This window comes from Pseudomonas sp. HMSC063H08 (genome assembly GCF_001813645.1).
GTDB lineage: Bacteria > Pseudomonadota > Gammaproteobacteria > Pseudomonadales > Pseudomonadaceae > Pseudomonas > Pseudomonas aeruginosa.
Genome location: NZ_KV813430.1, coordinates 25150 through 41571 on the forward strand (window position 1 = coordinate 25150; position 16422 = coordinate 41571).

15 protein-coding genes are annotated in these 16422 nt (G+C 67.4%); 8 read left to right on the forward strand and 7 right to left on the reverse strand.

Annotation, left to right across the window (positions count from 1 at the left end; all coding sequences use genetic code 11):
* The first annotated feature begins 74 nt into the window (after window positions 1-74).
* From pvdQ to lldA, 4 genes are all read left to right on the forward strand, one after another.
* Window positions 75-2363, forward strand: coding sequence for a bifunctional acylase PvdQ (gene pvdQ, locus HMPREF2924_RS13950; protein WP_003131511.1), 2289 nt, complete (start codon window positions 75-77; stop codon window positions 2361-2363).
* Window positions 2364-2543: 180 nt separating this feature from the next.
* Window positions 2544-2867: a transcriptional repressor gene (locus tag HMPREF2924_RS13955; protein WP_003089535.1), complete on the forward strand. Its 324-nt coding sequence runs from the start codon at window positions 2544-2546 to the stop codon at window positions 2865-2867.
* Between the two features lie 41 nt (window positions 2868-2908).
* Window positions 2909-3829, forward strand: coding sequence for a LysR substrate-binding domain-containing protein (locus HMPREF2924_RS13960; RefSeq protein ID WP_003124571.1), 921 nt, complete (start codon window positions 2909-2911; stop codon window positions 3827-3829).
* A gap of 96 nt (window positions 3830-3925) precedes the next feature.
* Window positions 3926-5077 (forward strand): L-lactate dehydrogenase LldA, encoded by a 1152-nt coding sequence (lldA, locus tag HMPREF2924_RS13965; RefSeq protein ID WP_003131513.1) that lies wholly within the window; start codon window positions 3926-3928, stop codon window positions 5075-5077.
* Between the two features lie 65 nt (window positions 5078-5142).
* Here lldA and HMPREF2924_RS13970 read toward each other — a convergent pair whose 3' ends face one another.
* A complete protein-coding gene (locus tag HMPREF2924_RS13970; protein ID WP_003089526.1) occupies window positions 5143-5385 on the reverse strand; it encodes a DUF1654 domain-containing protein in 243 nt (80 codons plus the stop codon).
* Window positions 5386-5679: 294 nt separating this feature from the next.
* Here HMPREF2924_RS13970 and HMPREF2924_RS13975 point away from each other — a divergent pair, with 294 nt between their 5' ends.
* The 3 genes from HMPREF2924_RS13975 to HMPREF2924_RS13985 all read left to right on the forward strand — a co-directional run bounded on the left by HMPREF2924_RS13975 (window position 5680) and on the right by HMPREF2924_RS13985 (window position 8965).
* Entirely contained in the window at window positions 5680-5916 is a 237-nt protein-coding gene (locus HMPREF2924_RS13975) for a hypothetical protein (RefSeq protein ID WP_003104944.1), read from the forward strand.
* Window positions 5917-6182: 266 nt separating this feature from the next.
* Window positions 6183-6653 (forward strand): (2Fe-2S)-binding protein, encoded by a 471-nt coding sequence (locus HMPREF2924_RS13980; protein WP_003089521.1) that lies wholly within the window; start codon window positions 6183-6185, stop codon window positions 6651-6653.
* Complete coding sequence (locus HMPREF2924_RS13985; protein ID WP_003131517.1) at window positions 6650-8965, forward strand: xanthine dehydrogenase family protein molybdopterin-binding subunit; 2316 nt, start codon at window positions 6650-6652, stop codon at window positions 8963-8965. Before HMPREF2924_RS13980 ends, HMPREF2924_RS13985 begins: the two co-directional genes overlap by 4 nt.
* A 416-nt stretch (window positions 8966-9381) precedes the next feature.
* Here HMPREF2924_RS13985 and HMPREF2924_RS13990 read toward each other — a convergent pair whose 3' ends face one another.
* Together HMPREF2924_RS13990 and HMPREF2924_RS13995 are read right to left on the reverse strand one after the other, a co-directional pair.
* Entirely contained in the window at window positions 9382-10587 is a 1206-nt protein-coding gene (locus HMPREF2924_RS13990; RefSeq protein WP_023094715.1) for an ABC transporter substrate-binding protein, read from the reverse strand.
* 200 nt (window positions 10588-10787) lie between these two features.
* Complete coding sequence (locus tag HMPREF2924_RS13995) at window positions 10788-11429, reverse strand: LuxR C-terminal-related transcriptional regulator (RefSeq protein WP_003131531.1); 642 nt, start codon at window positions 11427-11429, stop codon at window positions 10788-10790.
* A 276-nt stretch (window positions 11430-11705) separates the two neighbouring features.
* Between HMPREF2924_RS13995 and HMPREF2924_RS14000 the strand changes: the two genes are divergently transcribed.
* Complete coding sequence (locus tag HMPREF2924_RS14000; protein ID WP_003089513.1) at window positions 11706-12101, forward strand: DUF4280 domain-containing protein; 396 nt, start codon at window positions 11706-11708, stop codon at window positions 12099-12101.
* Window positions 12102-12123: 22 nt separating this feature from the next.
* On the opposite strand, the gene HMPREF2924_RS14005 is transcribed toward HMPREF2924_RS14000, so the two are convergent.
* Genes HMPREF2924_RS14005 through HMPREF2924_RS14020 form a run of 4 tightly spaced genes read right to left on the reverse strand, consistent with a single transcriptional unit; the run spans window position 12124 to window position 16353 of the window.
* Window positions 12124-12660, reverse strand: coding sequence for a toxin-antitoxin system YwqK family antitoxin (locus HMPREF2924_RS14005; protein ID WP_003131532.1), 537 nt, complete (start codon window positions 12658-12660; stop codon window positions 12124-12126).
* A 10-nt stretch (window positions 12661-12670) separates the two neighbouring features.
* Entirely contained in the window at window positions 12671-14677 is a 2007-nt protein-coding gene (gene tssI, locus HMPREF2924_RS14010) for a type VI secretion system Vgr family protein (RefSeq protein WP_003131534.1), read from the reverse strand.
* Between the two features lie 36 nt (window positions 14678-14713).
* A complete protein-coding gene (locus tag HMPREF2924_RS14015; protein ID WP_003124577.1) occupies window positions 14714-15781 on the reverse strand; it encodes a type III secretion system effector protein in 1068 nt (355 codons plus the stop codon).
* A 38-nt stretch (window positions 15782-15819) separates the two neighbouring features.
* Window positions 15820-16353 carry a hypothetical protein gene (locus HMPREF2924_RS14020; protein ID WP_003089506.1) on the reverse strand — a complete coding sequence of 178 codons (534 nt, stop codon included), beginning with the start codon at window positions 16351-16353 and terminating at the stop codon, window positions 15820-15822.
* Window positions 16354-16422: the final 69 nt, after the last annotated feature.

The window sequence follows — 16422 nt, forward strand, 5'->3', positions numbered from 1 at the left end:
ATGCCCGGCACGCAGGGCGTTTTCGTTGCATGTCCCGGCCGTTCCGGCCACCACTTTGCAGAGAAACGACATCGATGGGGATGCGTACCGTACTGACCGGCCTGGCCGGCATGCTGTTGGGTTCGATGATGCCGGTCCAGGCCGATATGCCGCGGCCGACCGGGCTGGCCGCGGATATCCGCTGGACCGCCTATGGCGTGCCGCACATCCGGGCCAAGGATGAGCGCGGCCTGGGCTATGGCATCGGCTACGCCTACGCGCGCGACAACGCCTGCCTGCTGGCCGAGGAGATCGTCACCGCGCGCGGCGAGCGGGCGCGCTATTTCGGCAGCGAGGGCAAGTCGTCGGCCGAGCTGGACAACCTGCCGTCCGACATCTTCTACGCCTGGCTCAACCAACCCGAGGCGCTGCAAGCCTTCTGGCAGGCGCAGACGCCCGCGGTGCGCCAGTTGCTCGAAGGCTACGCCGCCGGTTTCAACCGCTTCCTCCGCGAGGCCGACGGCAAGACCACCAGTTGCCTTGGCCAGCCCTGGCTGCGGGCCATCGCGACCGATGACCTGCTGCGCCTGACCCGGCGCCTGCTGGTCGAAGGCGGGGTCGGCCAGTTCGCCGACGCGCTGGTGGCCGCCGCGCCGCCCGGCACGGAGAAGGTCGCCCTGAGCGGCGAGCAGGCGTTCCAGGTCGCCGAGCAGCGGCGCCAGCGCTTCCGCCTGGAGCGCGGCAGCAACGCCATTGCCGTTGGCAGCGAACGTTCGGCGGACGGCAAGGGCATGCTCCTGGCCAACCCGCACTTCCCCTGGAACGGCGCGATGCGTTTCTACCAGATGCACCTGACCATTCCCGGCCGGCTCGACGTGATGGGAGCCTCGCTGCCCGGCCTGCCGGTGGTCAACATCGGCTTCAGCCGCCACCTGGCCTGGACCCACACGGTGGATACCTCCAGCCACTTCACCCTGTATCGCCTGGCGCTGGACCCGAAGGACCCGCGGCGCTACCTGGTCGACGGTCGTTCGCTGCCGCTGGAGGAGAAGTCCGTCGCGATCGAGGTGCGCGGCGCCGACGGCAAGCTGTCGCGCGTCGAGCACAAGGTCTACCAGTCGATCTACGGCCCGCTGGTGGTCTGGCCCGGCAAGCTGGACTGGAACCGCAGCGAGGCCTATGCGCTGCGTGACGCCAACCTGGAGAACACCCGGGTACTGCAACAGTGGTACTCGATCAACCAGGCCAGCGACGTCGCCGACCTGCGCCGGCGCGTCGAGGCGCTACAGGGGATCCCCTGGGTCAACACCCTGGCCGCGGACGAGCAGGGCAACGCCCTGTACATGAACCAGTCGGTGGTGCCCTACCTGAAGCCGGAACTGATTCCCGCCTGCGCCATTCCGCAACTGGTCGCCGAAGGCCTGCCGGCCCTCCAGGGGCAGGACAGCCGCTGTGCCTGGAGCCGCGACCCGGCCGCGGCCCAGGCTGGCATCACCCCGTCGGCGCAACTGCCGGTGCTGTTGCGCAGGGACTTCGTGCAGAACTCCAACGACAGCGCCTGGCTGACCAACCCGGCGAGCCCGCTGCAGGGCTTCTCGCCCCTGGTCAGCCAGGAGAAGCCCATCGGTCCGCGGGCGCGCTACGCCCTGAGCCGGCTACAGGGCAAGCAGCCGCTGGAGGCGAAGACGCTCGAGGAGATGGTCACCGCCAACCATGTCTTCAGCGCCGACCAGGTGCTGCCGGACCTGCTCCGCCTGTGCCGCGACAACCAGGGCGAGAAGTCCCTTGCCCGTGCCTGCGCGGCCCTGGCGCAGTGGGACCGTGGCGCCAACCTCGACAGCGGCAGCGGCTTCGTCTACTTCCAGCGCTTCATGCAACGCTTCGCCGAACTCGACGGCGCGTGGAAGGAACCGTTCGATGCGCAACGTCCCCTGGATACGCCGCAAGGCATCGCCCTCGACCGGCCGCAGGTGGCGGCCCAGGTGCGCCAGGCGCTGGCGGACGCGGCGGCGGAGGTGGAGAAGAGCGGGATTCCCGACGGCGCGCGCTGGGGCGACCTGCAAGTGAGCACCCGTGGCCAGGAACGCATCGCGATTCCCGGCGGCGATGGCCATTTCGGGGTCTACAACGCGATCCAGAGCGTCCGCAAGGGCGACCACCTGGAGGTGGTCGGCGGCACCAGCTACATCCAACTGGTGACCTTCCCCGAGGAAGGGCCCAAGGCTCGCGGGTTGCTGGCTTTCTCCCAGTCCAGCGATCCGCGCTCGCCGCACTACCGCGACCAGACCGAGCTGTTTTCCCGCCAGCAATGGCAGACCTTGCCGTTCAGCGACAGGCAGATCGACGCCGACCCGCAACTGCAACGGCTAAGCATTCGCGAATGATAAGCAATGCCTATCAGATCTGATGGGAAAAAAACTGACGGTTTTTCCGCGCTCGTTCGTCTTTAACCATAGAGGCGGCCCACAGCCGCCCGGTTTCAGGGAACACGTGCAGGCAGCGAGCAGGGATGCTCGGCTTCGGCGGGGACCCGCTACCCACTCGTCCACGAAAGGAGCGTCACGATGACCCATTCGCCCGTCAAACAGATGTTGAAGGAGGCCGGCCTGAAGATGAGCCTGGCCCGGCTGAAAGTGATCGATGCGCTCTGGGAAGCCTCGGGGGAGCAGGGCCGGGTGCCGATCCGCACCCTGCACCGGCGTCTCTCCGAAACCGGTACGCCGCTGTCCCTGGTGAGCATCCGCCAGGTCCTCGGGCGCCTGGTGGAAAGCGGCCTGGTGACCCTCGACGAACAGGATGTCTACAGCCCCGGCAAGGCTTCCTGGGGCGGTGCCGCCGGTTCCGCGGCGCCCGAGCGCCGCGCCGCGGCCAACGAGCAGCGGCTCTGACGCGGTATCCCTGATCTCGGGCAGCGGGTAAAGTCTGCCCCATGCTCAATCCCGACGATTTCCGTTTTCCTTCCATCGAAGCGTTGCAGGCGTTCGAAGCGGCTGCCCGGCTGGGTACCTTCGAGCGCGCCGCCGAACTCCTGTCGATCACCGGCAGCGCCGCCAGCAAGCGGGTTTCCGGTCTCGAGGGGATGCTCGGGGTGAGCCTGTTGCAGCGCGACGGCCGCTCGCTGGCGCTGACCTCCCACGGCCGCGAGTACCTTGAACAGATCGCGCCGATCCTCGCCCAGCTCGCGGCGGTTCCGCTGCATCGTCGCCAGGTCCAGCGCCAGCAGCGGCTGACCCTGCGCACGCCGCCGACCTTCGCCCGGCAGATCCTGATTCCGCGCCTGGCGTCCTTCGCCGAGGCCTGTCCGGAAATCGAACTGGAGATTCTCCTGTCGAGTCCTTCGGACGGCCAGGACCTGCCGCTGGCCGATGTCGAGGTGCGCGGCGACAGCCATGGCGTGGCGGCCGGTGAGCGGCTGCTGGAGGAGCGCGTGCTACCGATGGCCGCGCCGGGGCTGCTGCTGGGCCTGCCGCGGCCCTGGACGCCAGCCATGCTCGCCGGCCTGCCGTTGCTGCGCTCGCCGCTGGAGCCCTGGCAGCCGTGGTTCCGCGTGGCCGGGCTGGACTGGCCGGAGCCCTGCGCCGGGCCGCGCCTGCTCGATTTGGGCATGACCCTGGAAGCCGCCGCCAACGGCCAGGGCGTGGCCCTCGCGCGACCCTCGCTGGCGCGCGCCTGGCTTGCCGAGGGGCGGCTGGTGGTGCTGTTCCCGCTGCGTTCGGCGCCCACCCACCATTACCACCTGCGCAGCCACCAGGCCTCGCCGGCCAGCCAGCGTTTCGCCGCCTGGCTGGCGGCGATCTGCCGCGAGGCGGTGGCCCAGGGCAGGGAATTCCTTCCGGCGGCGGACGACTGAAACGGCGGAATTTCCTTCCGCCGATGCCGACAATTATTCCGCCTGCGGCGGTACGTCGCGCTCTACCATCCAGCCACCCCCGAAGGAGTGGACTGCATGAGCGTCATCACCGATATCGAAGACCTGCGCCGCCTGGCGCGCAAGCGCGTGCCGCGGATGTTCTACGACTACGCCGACTCCGGTTCCTGGAGCGAAGGCACCTACCGCGCCAACCAGGACGACTTCGCCGCGATCAAGCTGCGCCAGCGGGTCGCGCGGAACATCGAGAACCGCTCGCTGCGCACCCGCATGCTCGGCCAGGAGATGGCCATGCCGGTGGTCATCGCGCCCACCGGGCTGGCCGGCATGCAGCATGCCGACGGCGAGATCCTCGCCGCCCGCGCCGCCGCCGAGTTCGGCGTGCGCTACACCCTGTCGACCATGAGCATCTGTTCCCTGGAGGACATCGCCACGGAAGTCGGCCAGCCGTTCTGGTTCCAGCTCTACGTGATGCGCGACCGCGATTTCATCGAACGCCTGATCGACCGTGCCAAGGCCGCCGGCTGCGACGCGCTGGTGCTGACCCTCGACCTGCAGATCATCGGCCAGCGCCACAAGGACCTGAAGAACGGTCTCTCGGCGCCGCCGCGGCCGACCCTGGCCAACCTGCTGAACATCGCCACCAAGCCGCGCTGGGCGCTGGGCATGCTCGGCACCCGGCGTCGCGGTTTCGGCAACATCGTCGGTCACGTCAAGGGCGTCGACGACATGGGCTCGCTGTCCGAGTGGACCGCCCGCCAGTTCGACCCGCGGCTGAACTGGGGCGACGTCGAATGGATCAAGCACCGCTGGGGCGGCAAGCTGGTGCTCAAGGGCATCCTCGATGCCGAGGACGCGCGGCTGGCCGCCGACTCCGGCGCCGATGCGCTGGTCGTCAGCAACCATGGCGGACGCCAGCTGGACGGCGCGCCCTCGACCATCAGCGCGCTGCCGGCGATCGTCGAGGCGGTGGGCGAGCGCATCGAGGTCTGGCTCGACAGCGGCATCCGTTCCGGGCAGGACGTGCTCAAGGCCATCGCCCTCGGTGCGCGCGGGACCATGATCGGCCGTCCCTATCTCTACGGGCTGGGCGCGCTGGGTCAGGCCGGAGTGACGCGGGCGCTGGAGATCATCGCTCGTGAGCTGGACCTGACCATGGCCTTCTGCGGCCATACCGACATCCGCGAGGTCGGCCGGGACATCCTGTTGCCGGGAAGCTACCCGCGATAGCCGCGAACGGCGAAGGGGAGGGAAGAGCGCAAGCCGCGCGGCTGACGGCCGCGCGGCAAACAGGATCAGGCGGCGGAACTCCAGCGCAGGACGATGCTGCCGTCGCGCTGCGGGTCGAGCAGCCACTGGTTGGAACGGTCGAAGCTTTCCAGCAGGTGGGCCCAGTCGCCCTCGTCTTCGCCGGGCAATCGGGAAATGCAGGCCTGGCAGGCCTGTTGCGCAGCCGGGGCGTGGATGATGCGCTGGATGCGGGTGTTCAGCAGGTCATAGGCCGTGGGCAGGGCGGGGATCGATGCAGTGTGGTTCATGGGTGCCTCCGCTTGCTTTCTCGGTTATGGGTGGGTGGACAAAGGAACCCTCGGTTCCGGCGAGATACCTTTGTAGCGGAACTCGTGTGAAGAAAGTATTGCAACGTTGTCGCAGGGGCGCGCCGCAGGGATGTACGGCTCTTGGCAACGGCTCTGGCGGTAGGCGACACTGCGTCGCGAGGAAAATCGTTGCGCATTGTTTCAATTCGCGGAAAGGCGTTTTTCCAGGGATGGGCTTTGACCGGCACCCAGTGCAAGGCAAGGTGACCGGTACTTCTCGACGGATACGACTGCATGGCGTTAGAACCTTCCGATGTTTTGCTCGAATCGGTGTTTTGTCAGCTGGATGCCGACACCCCGCGTTCCCTCCATGATCTCAAGGGCGACCCCAGGGCCAACCTGCTGGCGATCCGCCTGCTGTTCCGCCAGGGCCGCATCACCGGCGTGCTGCTGGACGACCCCAGCGGTGCCGAGGACCAGCATGGGCCGTTGATCTACCACGCCGAGCGCCTGCGCGTGCGGCGCGGCTAACGCCGTTTCCCCTGGCCGAGCCGCTCGCTTTTCCGGCGAGCGGCGAGGAGCGGGCCACCGGGAATGCTGCCTCGCCCGGGCGATTCCCGCCCGGCTTGGGTATCGTTGAATTCCATTCAACGATACGTTCAGTTCTGCCAGGTTATCCGCCGCAGTCCTCTCGCCAATAATCTCCCTTCAGTCCGATGAGAGACTCGCCGCGCCCATGGGGGGCGGCGCAGTCGCCGTGCGACTCCATAACCAGAAACCAGAAAAGGCGTGCACCGATGATTACCCTGAACCTCAATGGCAAGGATCATCAGCTCGATGTCACCGAGGATATGCCCTTGCTCTGGGCTATCCGCGACGTCGTCGGCTATACCGGGACCAAGTTCGGCTGCGGCATGGGCCTGTGCGGCTCCTGCACCATCCATATCGACGGCCAGGCCACCCGTTCCTGCATCACGCCGGTGAGCCTGGCGCAGGGCAGGAAGGTCACCACCATCGACCACCTGCACACCGACAAGGTCGGCGAAGTCGTCCAGCAGGCCTGGCTGGACATCGGCGTGGCGCAGTGCGGCTACTGCCAGGGCGGGCAGATCATGTCGGCCACGGCGTTGCTGAAGAGCAACCCCGCGCCCAGCGACGAGCAGATCGAGGCGGCCATGGCCGGCAACATCTGCCGCTGCGGCACCTACAACCGGATCAAGACGGCGATCCACAACGCCTCCGCCAAGTTGCAGGAGGCCAAGGCATGAAGCGCTCGTACCCCGACGATCTGGTCATCGGCAATCTCAGCCGCCGCGGTTTCCTCAAGGGCGTCGGCGCCACCGGCGTGCTGCTGGTGGCTGCCAACTGGGGCTGGCGCGACGCCCTGGCCGCCGAGAAGAAGGCCTTCGGCGCCGACGCCATGCCCCACGGCTGGGTGGATAACCCGAAGATCTACGTGAGCATCGACCGGGACGGCACGGTCGGCATCGTCTGCAACCGCTCGGAAATGGGCCAGGGCGTGCGCACCAGCCTGGCGATGGTGGTGGCCGACGAGCTGGAGGCCGACTGGAGCCGGGTCAAGGTGATCCAGGCGCCCGGCGACGAAGCGCGCTACGGCAACCAGGACACCGATGGCTCGCGCAGCATGCGCCATTGGTTCGAACCCATGCGCCGCTGCGGTGCGGCGGCGCGACAGATGCTCGAACAGGCCGCGGCCAACCAGTGGAAGGTTCCGCTGGGCGAGTGCCGCGCCGAACAGAACAAGGTGCTGCATGCGCCCAGCGGCCGTTCGCTGTCCTTCGGCGAACTGGCCGAGGCCGCCGCGGGCCTCGAAGTGCCGGCGCGCGACAAGCTGCTGCTGAAGAAGCCCGAGCAGTTCCGCTACATCGGCAAGGACGTGGCGCGCGCCATCGACGGCGCCGATATCGTCAATGGCCGCGCCGGCTTCGGCTTCGACGCGCGCTTCGACGACATGCTCTACGCCGTGGTCGCCCGGCCGCCGGTCTACGGCGGCAAGCTCAAGCGCTACGACGCCGCCGCGGCGCTGAAGGTGCCGGGGGTGGTCAAGGTGATCGAGATCGAGGGCCGGCCGATCCCGTCCGAGTTCCAGCCGCTGGGCGGGGTCGCCGTGGTGGCGCAGAACACCTGGGCGGCGATCAAGGGGCGCGAGGCGCTGGTGGTCGAGTGGGACGCCGGGGTCAACGGCGGCTACGACTCGGTGGCCTACCGCAAGCAACTGGAAGAGGCCGCGCGCAAGCCGGGCAAGGTGGTGCGCGACAGCGGCGATGCCGCGGCGCTGTTCGCCAAGGGCGGGGATGTCGTCGAGGCCGAGTACTACCTGCCGCACCTGGCCCAGGCGCCGATGGAACCGCCGGTATCCACCGCCTGGTACAAGGACGGCGCCTGCGAGGTCTGGGCCCCAACCCAGGCGCCGCAAGTGACCCGCGAGCGCATCGCCGAGCGCCTGAAACTGCCGTTCGACAAGGTCACGGTCAACGTGACCCTGCTCGGCGGCGGTTTCGGCCGCAAGTCCAAGCCCGACTTCGTGCTGGAAGCGGCGATCCTGGCCAAGGCGTTCCCCGGTCGCCACCTGCGCGTGCAGTGGACCCGCGAGGACGACCTGCATTTCTCCTATTTCCACACGGTCTCGGTGGAGCGCCTGCAGGCCGTGCTCGGCGCCGACGGGCTGCCGCAGGCCTGGCTGCATCGCTCGGTGGCGCCGAGCATCACCGCACTGTTCGGCCCGGACAGCAAGCACCAGGGCGCCTTCGAACTGGGCATGGGCCTGACCAACCTGCCGTTCGCCATCCCCAACGTGCGCCTGGAGAACCCCGAGGCCCCGGCGCACACCCGGGTCGGCTGGTTCCGCTCGGTCTCCAACATCCCCCACGCCTTCGCCATCCAGAGCTTCGTCGGCGAACTGGCGGCGAAGGCCGGCCAGGACCCGAAGGACTACCTGCTCAAGCTGCTCGGCCCGGCGCGGCGGATCGACACCGCCGAACTCGGCGACAGCTGGAACTACGGCGAGTCGCCGGAGCGCTACCCGCTCGATGTCGGCCGCCTGCGCGGGGTGATCGAGGAGGCGGCGCGCCAGTCCGGCTGGGGCGGCGAGCTGCCCAGGGGCAGGGCGCGGGGAATCGCCGCGCACTACAGCTTCGTCACCTACGTGGCGGTGGTGATCGAGGTGGAGGTGAAGGACGACGGCGCGCTGCTGGTGCACAAGGCCACCATCGCCGCCGACTGCGGTCCGCAGATCAACCCCGAGCGCATCCGCTCGCAGCTCGAAGGCGCCTGCGTGATGGGCCTGGGCCTGGCGGCGCTGGGCGAGATCAGCTTCAAGGATGGCAAGGTCCAGCAGGACAACTTCCACCAGTACGAGCTGGCGCGCATGCCGCTGGCGCCCAAGGCGGTGTCGGTGCATCTGCTCAAGCCGGATGGCGACCTGCCGTTGGGCGGGGTCGGCGAGCCCGGCGTGCCGCCGATAGCGCCGGCGCTGTGCAACGCGATCTTCGCCGCCACCGGCAAGCGCATCCGCGAGTTGCCGATCCGCAATCAGTTGCAGGGGTGGCGGAAGGCCTAGGTCCTAGGTCCTGATCGTCGCCTGCGTGAGTTCGCGCGAGCGCAGGCGATGGATCAGGTTCTACGCGGAAGTCGTTGTCGAAGAAGAGTTTTCCGTGCCGCCGTACCTCCCTGGCAGAGGCCTGTCGGCGGATAACGCGCGTGGCCTCGTTCGCCCTGCGCAGCGAAGGCGGTAAGCGGATGCCAGGGCGGACAACGGGTAGCGTTATGCGCCGCCTTGTCGTCTCAACTTAAAGTGAATTCTAGTATTTTATTTATCTTATTAATCAATAGGATAAATCGTTTATTAAAAGTATTTTATAAAAAGTAGGAGTCTTCCCAGCCGCTCCAGGCCGCTTGCTTGCCGTCGAAACCTGATTGGCAATTCTCCAGGATCGACGACCCCGCGTCGTCCGTGCGCGAGGCCGTCATGGCGGTTCAGTAGATCGGCAGGTCCGGTTCGGGCAGGGCGACGATGTCGTTCGCCGTCAGCCCCAGCAGGCTCATCAGCGCCGGGTCGCGCAACGGCGACTCGCCGCGTACCGGGCCGAAGATTTCCGCCATGTGCCTGCGCAGGCTGGCCACCCGTTGGCGATCGGCCATCCAGCGGGTGAAATCGTGCACATCGACGTTCTTCAGCGACTCCAGTGGCGGCAGCCCAGGCGCTTCGCCGACGTCGGCGCGGGCGCGCCAGCCGCCGTAGCTGGACTGGAACTCGGCCGAGCCCAGGTAGGACAGCAGCAGCTTGGCCGTGGCCGGATGACGGGCGGCCTTGAAGATCGCCGCGCGCTGGTTCCAGACGATGAACGGCTCGTCGGTCGGGATGAAGTAGCCGGCCGGCGTATCGCTGTCGGTCGCATAGCCGGTCAGGTTGCCCAGCGAACCGATGGAGTCGGTGCCCACCGAGGCCGCCGGCGCCGCCGTGCCGCGCAGGAAGTTCGGCTTCTGCGCCGCCAGGGCGCGCAGGAAACCGCTGCCGTAGCGCCGTTCCAGCTTGTCGTAGACGTACAGCACCGCATCGTCGTCATGGGGATAGGTCAGCACCAGCTTGCCCTTGAAGGCCGGCTTCAGGTAATCGGCGAAGCGCGTCGGATAGCGCTCCGCTGGCAGCCGGACGGAAGCGTAGGTCGGCACGAAGGCGTTGTTGTAGGCCGTGACATAGGCGCCGTCGGGATCGGCGTAGCCTTTCTTCTGCCGGGCGAAGCCGACCGGCTTGTAGCGCAGCAGCACGTCGCGGGCCTTCCATTTGTCGAAATCGAAGGTGGTTTGCAGCATCGCCACGTCCGGCGTCAGGGTGCCGGCGGCGAGTTCCTGGTCGATGCGCAGGTCGTGGAACTTGGAGAGGTCCACCGTGACGTCCAGGGTCACGCCGGGAAAGCGGCTCTCGAAGGCCGTCTTCAACCAGTCCATCTGGTTCGGCGCGTCGCCGCCGGCCCAGAGCACCACCTTGCCGCCTTCGCCCCGTGCGCGGGCGTAGAGCGAGGCGAGCCTGTCGGTCTCGCCGGGAATGACCAGGGTCGCCCCCGCGGTTTCCGGCCCTAGAGCTGGCTTTCGTGGCAACTTTTCCGCCGTTTCGCCGGCGAACGAAGAAGATGCGAAGACCAGAACCCATGCCGCCATCAGCGGCTTCACCCTGTCGATCATGTGCCGTTCCTCTGCTGAAAACGAGCGTCGCCGCTCCCGGTGAGGCCGGCGCGCAGGCGCGCCCCTCATGGATGGGACTGGTCCGCCGCGACGGGCTTCAGCGCCGCGAGGAGACTTCGCGGAAAATCGCGGCAGACTTCTCGTTTCGGCATTCCCGGATGCTTGCGCGGGAACTCCGGGTACGGCCGCGTGGAACCTGCCTAGAAGCCGGCCTTCACCGCCAGCGCCGCGGCGGCCGTCCGCGTGTTCACTTCCAGGGCGCGCAGCAGCGAGGAAACGTGCACGCGCACGGTGAACGGCGAGATCGACAGCGCGCGGCCGATTTCCTTGTTCGACAGGCCATCGGCGATCAGCCGCAGTACCGCTTGCTGCCGTGGGGTCAGGGCGTCCAGGAGGGCGCGTTGCCGACTGCCGGCGCTCGACCCGCCGCGCAGGCGCACCACCGGTTCGCCGCTGCCGAGCGTCTGCAACGCCGTGCCGATCTCCCCGGCCTCCAGGGATTTGCCGAGGTAGCCGTCGGCGCCGGCGGCCAGCACCTCGTCCACCAGGCGCGGGTCGTCGAGCATCGAGACGATGACGATTGCGCTGTGCCGATAGGCGCGACGCAAGCGCTCGATGGACTGGGAGGCGGCGAAGCCGGGAAGCAGCAGGTCGAGGAGGAAGAGGGCGGGAGGTTCCGGCGAGACGCTCGAGGCCAGGCGCAGCACCTCGTCGAAGCTGCCCGCTTCGCTTACGGCGGCTTGCGGGAGGTAGCGGCGGACGACCCGTCTCAGGCCATCGCGGAACAGGGGATAGTCATCGGCGACGATGACCCGTGCGGGGAGGCTTCTTGTGCTAGGCATTGTCGTCCCGTCCTTGGGGGCGGCCAGGGTGCGGCAACCCCTGCATCGACCGGCCGCAGGCCGGCCGGCGAGGGCGCTGCGGGCACCGTTCGATCCGCCGAAAATCCTTTTTCGTCGATCCCTGTCGCGGGGCTCCGCCCCGCATGACAGCGGAATTCTAGCGCCGCTGGCGACACGCATGTCGGGCATTCGTCAGAAAAACAGCAAGCCAGCCCCACGGCGAGCGCGATGGGCTGGTCTATCCTGCTACAACGCCATCGCGCTCGGGAGGACGGCATGGGTTGCCCGCAGGTCTGCGCCGGCGCCACCCTGCAATGCAGTTTCGGGGCGGCGCCGACGGTGCTCAACGTGTTGCCGCAGAACCGCACCCTGACCAGCGGGATGCCGGCGGCGAACATCATGGACCACATCCCGCTGCTGAACATTCCCACCTTCGGCCTCTGCCAGAGTCCGGCCAACCCCGTGGTGGCCGCCGCCACCGCCGCCGCCCTCGGCGTACTGACGCCGATGCCGTGCATTCCCGCCACCGCCAGCCCGTGGATCCCCGGCGGTCCGCCGACCCTGCTGCTGGGCGGGATGCCCGCGCTGGACGCCAACGGCACGCTGATCTGCACCTGGGGCGGGGTGATCAAGATCAGCGTGCCGGGACAGGTGCAGATGCTGATTCCCTGAGCGCCGCCTGGCCGATGCGCGCCTAGGGCTCCGCCAGCCTGATCCACCACCAGCGCCAGCGCGCCATGGGTCTGCCCTCGCTGTCCAGCGGCCGGCCGTCATCGGCGAACGGCTGGGCGCCGTCCAGTAGCTGGCCGTTCAGGTAGCGTCCGTCGAAGGCCAGTTGGCCATTGCCATGGAAGCGCTGGTAGACCCCGTCGCGCACGCCGTCGCGGTAATGCTCGCGCTCGGCCACCTGGCCGTTGGCGAAATAGGTGAGCGCTTCGCCGTGGAGCAGCCCGTTGCGGTAGTGCGCCTTGCGCTGCAACCAGCCTTCCGCGGCATGGAAACTGACCGGCCCGTGCAGCTTGCCGTCGACGAAGGCGAGTTGCGCGGAGACCTTGCCGTTGGGATGGAACAGGGTGCTGGCGCCGTGCAACTGGCCCTGCCGGTAGCCGAGGCTGGCCTGCGGCCTGTCGTGCTCGTCGATGCGCAACGGACCTTCCAGGCTGCCGTCGAGCAGGTTACCAGCGAGATGGCTGTCGCCACGAACCAGGTCGAGCTTGCCGGATGCCGCCATGCGCTTCTCCTCAGTTGACCTTTACCAGGCCGCCCTTGATGGTCAGCATGCCGCCGCCGTCCACCGTCTGTTCGGCGCCGGCCTTGTTGGTCAGGCTGACGCCGGCATCGTTGGTCAGGCTGGTGCCGGCCTTGTTGGTGAGGGAGGTGCCGGCCTGGTTGGTCAGCGACGTCCCGGCCTTGCTGGTCAGCGAGGTGCCGGCCTGGGCGGCGAGGTCGGCGTTGCTCTTCAGGGTCAGGCTGCCGCCGCTCTGCAGGGCGAGGGTGCCGCTGACCTTGATGGTCAGGTTGCCGTCCACCGTCAGCTCGAAGTTGCCGCTGACCTTGTGGCTGTAGTTGCCGCCGGTGCTGTGGGTCTGGTCGGCGCCCACCGTCACCGTGCGCGTGTCCTTCACATCCAGGCTGTCGCTGCCGGTCTGGATGGTCACCGTGCGCTTGCCTTTCTCCAGGGTGACGGTCTCGTCGCCTTCCTTCACCGTGCGGGTGCGGGCATTCTGCACCGTCAGGGTCTCGTCGTGGCCGATGCTGGCGGTGCTGTCGTTGAGCACGTTGACGTTGAGGTCCTTCTGCGCCTGGAGGAAGACTTCCTCGGCGTCCTTCTTGTCCTCGAAGCGCAGCTCGTTGAAACCGCCGCCGCCCTTCGACGAGTTGGTCTTGATCCCGGACTGCGTCTGGTTGTCCGGCAGCGCGTAGGGCAGGGCGTTGTCGCCGTTGTAGACGCAGCCGGTGACCAGCGGGCGGTCCGGGTCGCCGTCGATGAAGGTGACGATCACTTCCTGGCCGATGCGCGGCACGAACTGCATGCCGAAGCCCTTGCCGCTCCAGGGCAGCACCACGCGCACCCAGCAGGAGGAGGTCTCGTCGTTCTTGCCGTCGCGGTCCCAGGGGAACTGGATCTTGATCCGGCCGTACTGGTCGGTCCAGATCTCCTCGCCGGCCTTGCCCACCACCAGGGCGGTCTGGGTGTGCATGCGCGGCTTGGGCGTGACCCGCGCGGGGCGGTAGGCGGTGGCCTTGGGGATCGCCTCGAAGCGATTGCGGTAGTGCGCGTGACTGGCGTCATGGGTGACCGAGGTCAGCACCCAGTCGATATTCAGCGAATCGTCGTCATGCCCGCTGAGGGTGAACCAGTGGCCGGGCACCAGCCAGCGGCAGTCGCTCTCGCCGATCAGGCGCGTCTCCTGGCTGCGCAGGCCGTCGATGCGTTGCTTGGTCAGGCTGTCGCCCTGGGCCTTGGCGGTGTAGCCGCCGGGGTGCTGGTAGACGCCGGCGGCGCCGGAAACCGCCTCGGCCTGGGAGTACAGCGAGGTGCTCGGGGTGGTGAACTCGTAGTCGGTGGCGCTGTAGGTCCCGGATACCGCCTGGAGGCTGTACTGCGCCGAACGCACGCCCTGCAACTCGCGCACGCCGATTCCTTGGCCCAGGTAGGCCACTTGCGGGCCGTTGGGAATCGGCGGGAAGGCGTCGTTGCTGTCGGCCAGCACCAGGGTGTGCTTGCCGGCGGCATGGGTGAAGAACCAGAAGATGCCGTCTTCCTCCAGCAGCCGCGAGACGAAGGCGAGGTCGCTCTCGCCGTACTGCACGCAGTATTCGCGGGGCTGGTAGCTGCCGCTGAGCTGCAACTGGTAGTCGCTGAAGCCGTGCTGGTCGAAGACCTGGGTGACGATGTCGCTGGTGGCGAGGTTCTGGAACACCCGGTTGTTGCTGGCCAGCGTCAGCCACCAGAGCCAGGGGCGCAACAGCACCTGGTAGCGCTCGGCGCTGGCATCGCCGGGGAGTTGGCGGATCTCCGCGACCAGGCCGTCGAGCGGACGCTGGTCGGCGTCGTTGTGCAGGGTGGCGGTGAGATGGGTGGCGATTGCGCCGTCCAGGGCTAAGGGGCTGGCGCTGTAGCCCAGCAGTTCCCAACCGGGCAGTGCGTTCAGGCGTTCTTCCCCGGCCAGACGCTCCGGGAACAGGGCTGCCAGCGCCGAGGCGGTCAGGGAGAGGCTGGTATTGCTATCGGTGGGACGGGGCATCTGGGTCCCTCGTTTCTGTCGGGACAGCGGCGACGACTACATGTAACTGATGCGTTTGCCGATGGCCTTCCTGTTCTCTGGGTCGCTTCCGGGCACCTGCTGGCAGGCATAGCTCCACCATTCTTTGCGTAGGGCATTTTCCGATAATGGTGCTTCGTCCCAGGGGCCGAGGCCGACGCAGCGGTATTCGAACAGTACCGTGGAGTAGTGGTTGTCGTCGTAGCCGGGTTGTGCGCCTCGGCAACTGTAGTAGGCATGCAGCAGCTCATGAGCCAGGCCGATTGCCGGAGGACGTATCCGGTTCAGCGGGTTGGTCGCTGTGGGGTTCCATCTCACATGGGCGGAACAGCCAGCCGAAGGCGGCGAAACGTCCTTAAGGGCAACTATGGTCGCAAGCCGCGCATGGTTCTGCTGGGCATCGCTGAGGCGGTGGGGTAGCGGCTGTCCGGCAAGCCAGGCCGCCACTTCGTGGTTGGTGATGGCGATGTTGTGGGCGGAGATACCGAAATGTCCGCTGTAGCTCTGCTCATTGAAATAGCCTTCATTGCTGTCGCTCCAGCGGAAGTAGCGGTGGTCGAACAGCAGCATCCAGCGGTTGGCATACTGGCGGGCGCGCTCTAGATAGCCGTAAAGGCCACCACCGTTGCCCGGCACGCCGTCCAGGGCCCAATGCGGCGAACTGTTGATGACATAGGTCAGCCACTGGGTCTGCGCCTGCGGGGCGATGCCTGTCTGATTGAGCGCGATCTGGGTCTGGGGGCCGGGACCGGTTCCTACGATGATTTCTCTGGCGACCTGATTGAGCGCCATGGGCTGATTGGTGGACTGGACATTGTTGCCCAGCGACGAGGGGGTGATGTCGACGAAATTGTTCGTCGTGTAGAGGTTCCAGAGCAGCGATGCGCCCGTCGGCGTAGCGTTTATGTAGTTCAGCGCGCGATACACCTGTCCCTTGAAGGCGGAGGGATACGGGCTTTCCTCGTAGAAGCCGGTGGCTTCGTTGAGCACCTCCCAATCGCTGTCCTGGGTCAGCACGGCGATTCCGGGCGGGGTCGCATGATACAGGCCGTTCGTGGGGCGCCAGTATTCGATGGTTCGGGGCATGACGGCAGTCCTCGAAGGTGGGGCAGTTCGGCGGGCGTTCAGCGTCGGTAGAACACCAGCCCGGTGGGTGCGAAGAGGAAGATGGTGTTGTCGGGGGCGCCGTCGTAGCCGTCATCGCTGGAGACGACGATAGTATGTGGTCCGTTCTGGGCGAGCTGGCGGTAGCCGGCGCGGCAGCGCGTACAGGGTGCGACGCTCTGGCGCACGATGATGTTGCCAACGATGGCGTTGATGCGACCGACCAGGGCATCGTTGAACAGTGTGTTCTCGTAGCACACGGCGGAGCCGGCTTTCTGACCGACGAACTGGCTGGTGATGGTCAGAGACGCGCCACCGGGCACGTATTGGGCGATGTGGAAGGAAATACCGTCGGACACACCACCGCGCCTGGTCCTCGGGGCCTCGGTCAGACGTAGGGCGTCGGCAGCGTTCATCATGGCGGTCAGCGTCGCGCCGTTGGGCATTCCGGTCCTTCCACGTCGGTCGTGGTCGACGCCGGGACCGACCAGGGTCGGGATGTCTATGGCTTTTCCGGCTACCGTGTTTATTCCGCAAAGATCGTTCCAGTTCATGAATTCGTCCGCTGTTCTCTAGCCGATACGTTCTCCATCGGAAACGGGCGGATGCCGCGATGCCTCGGG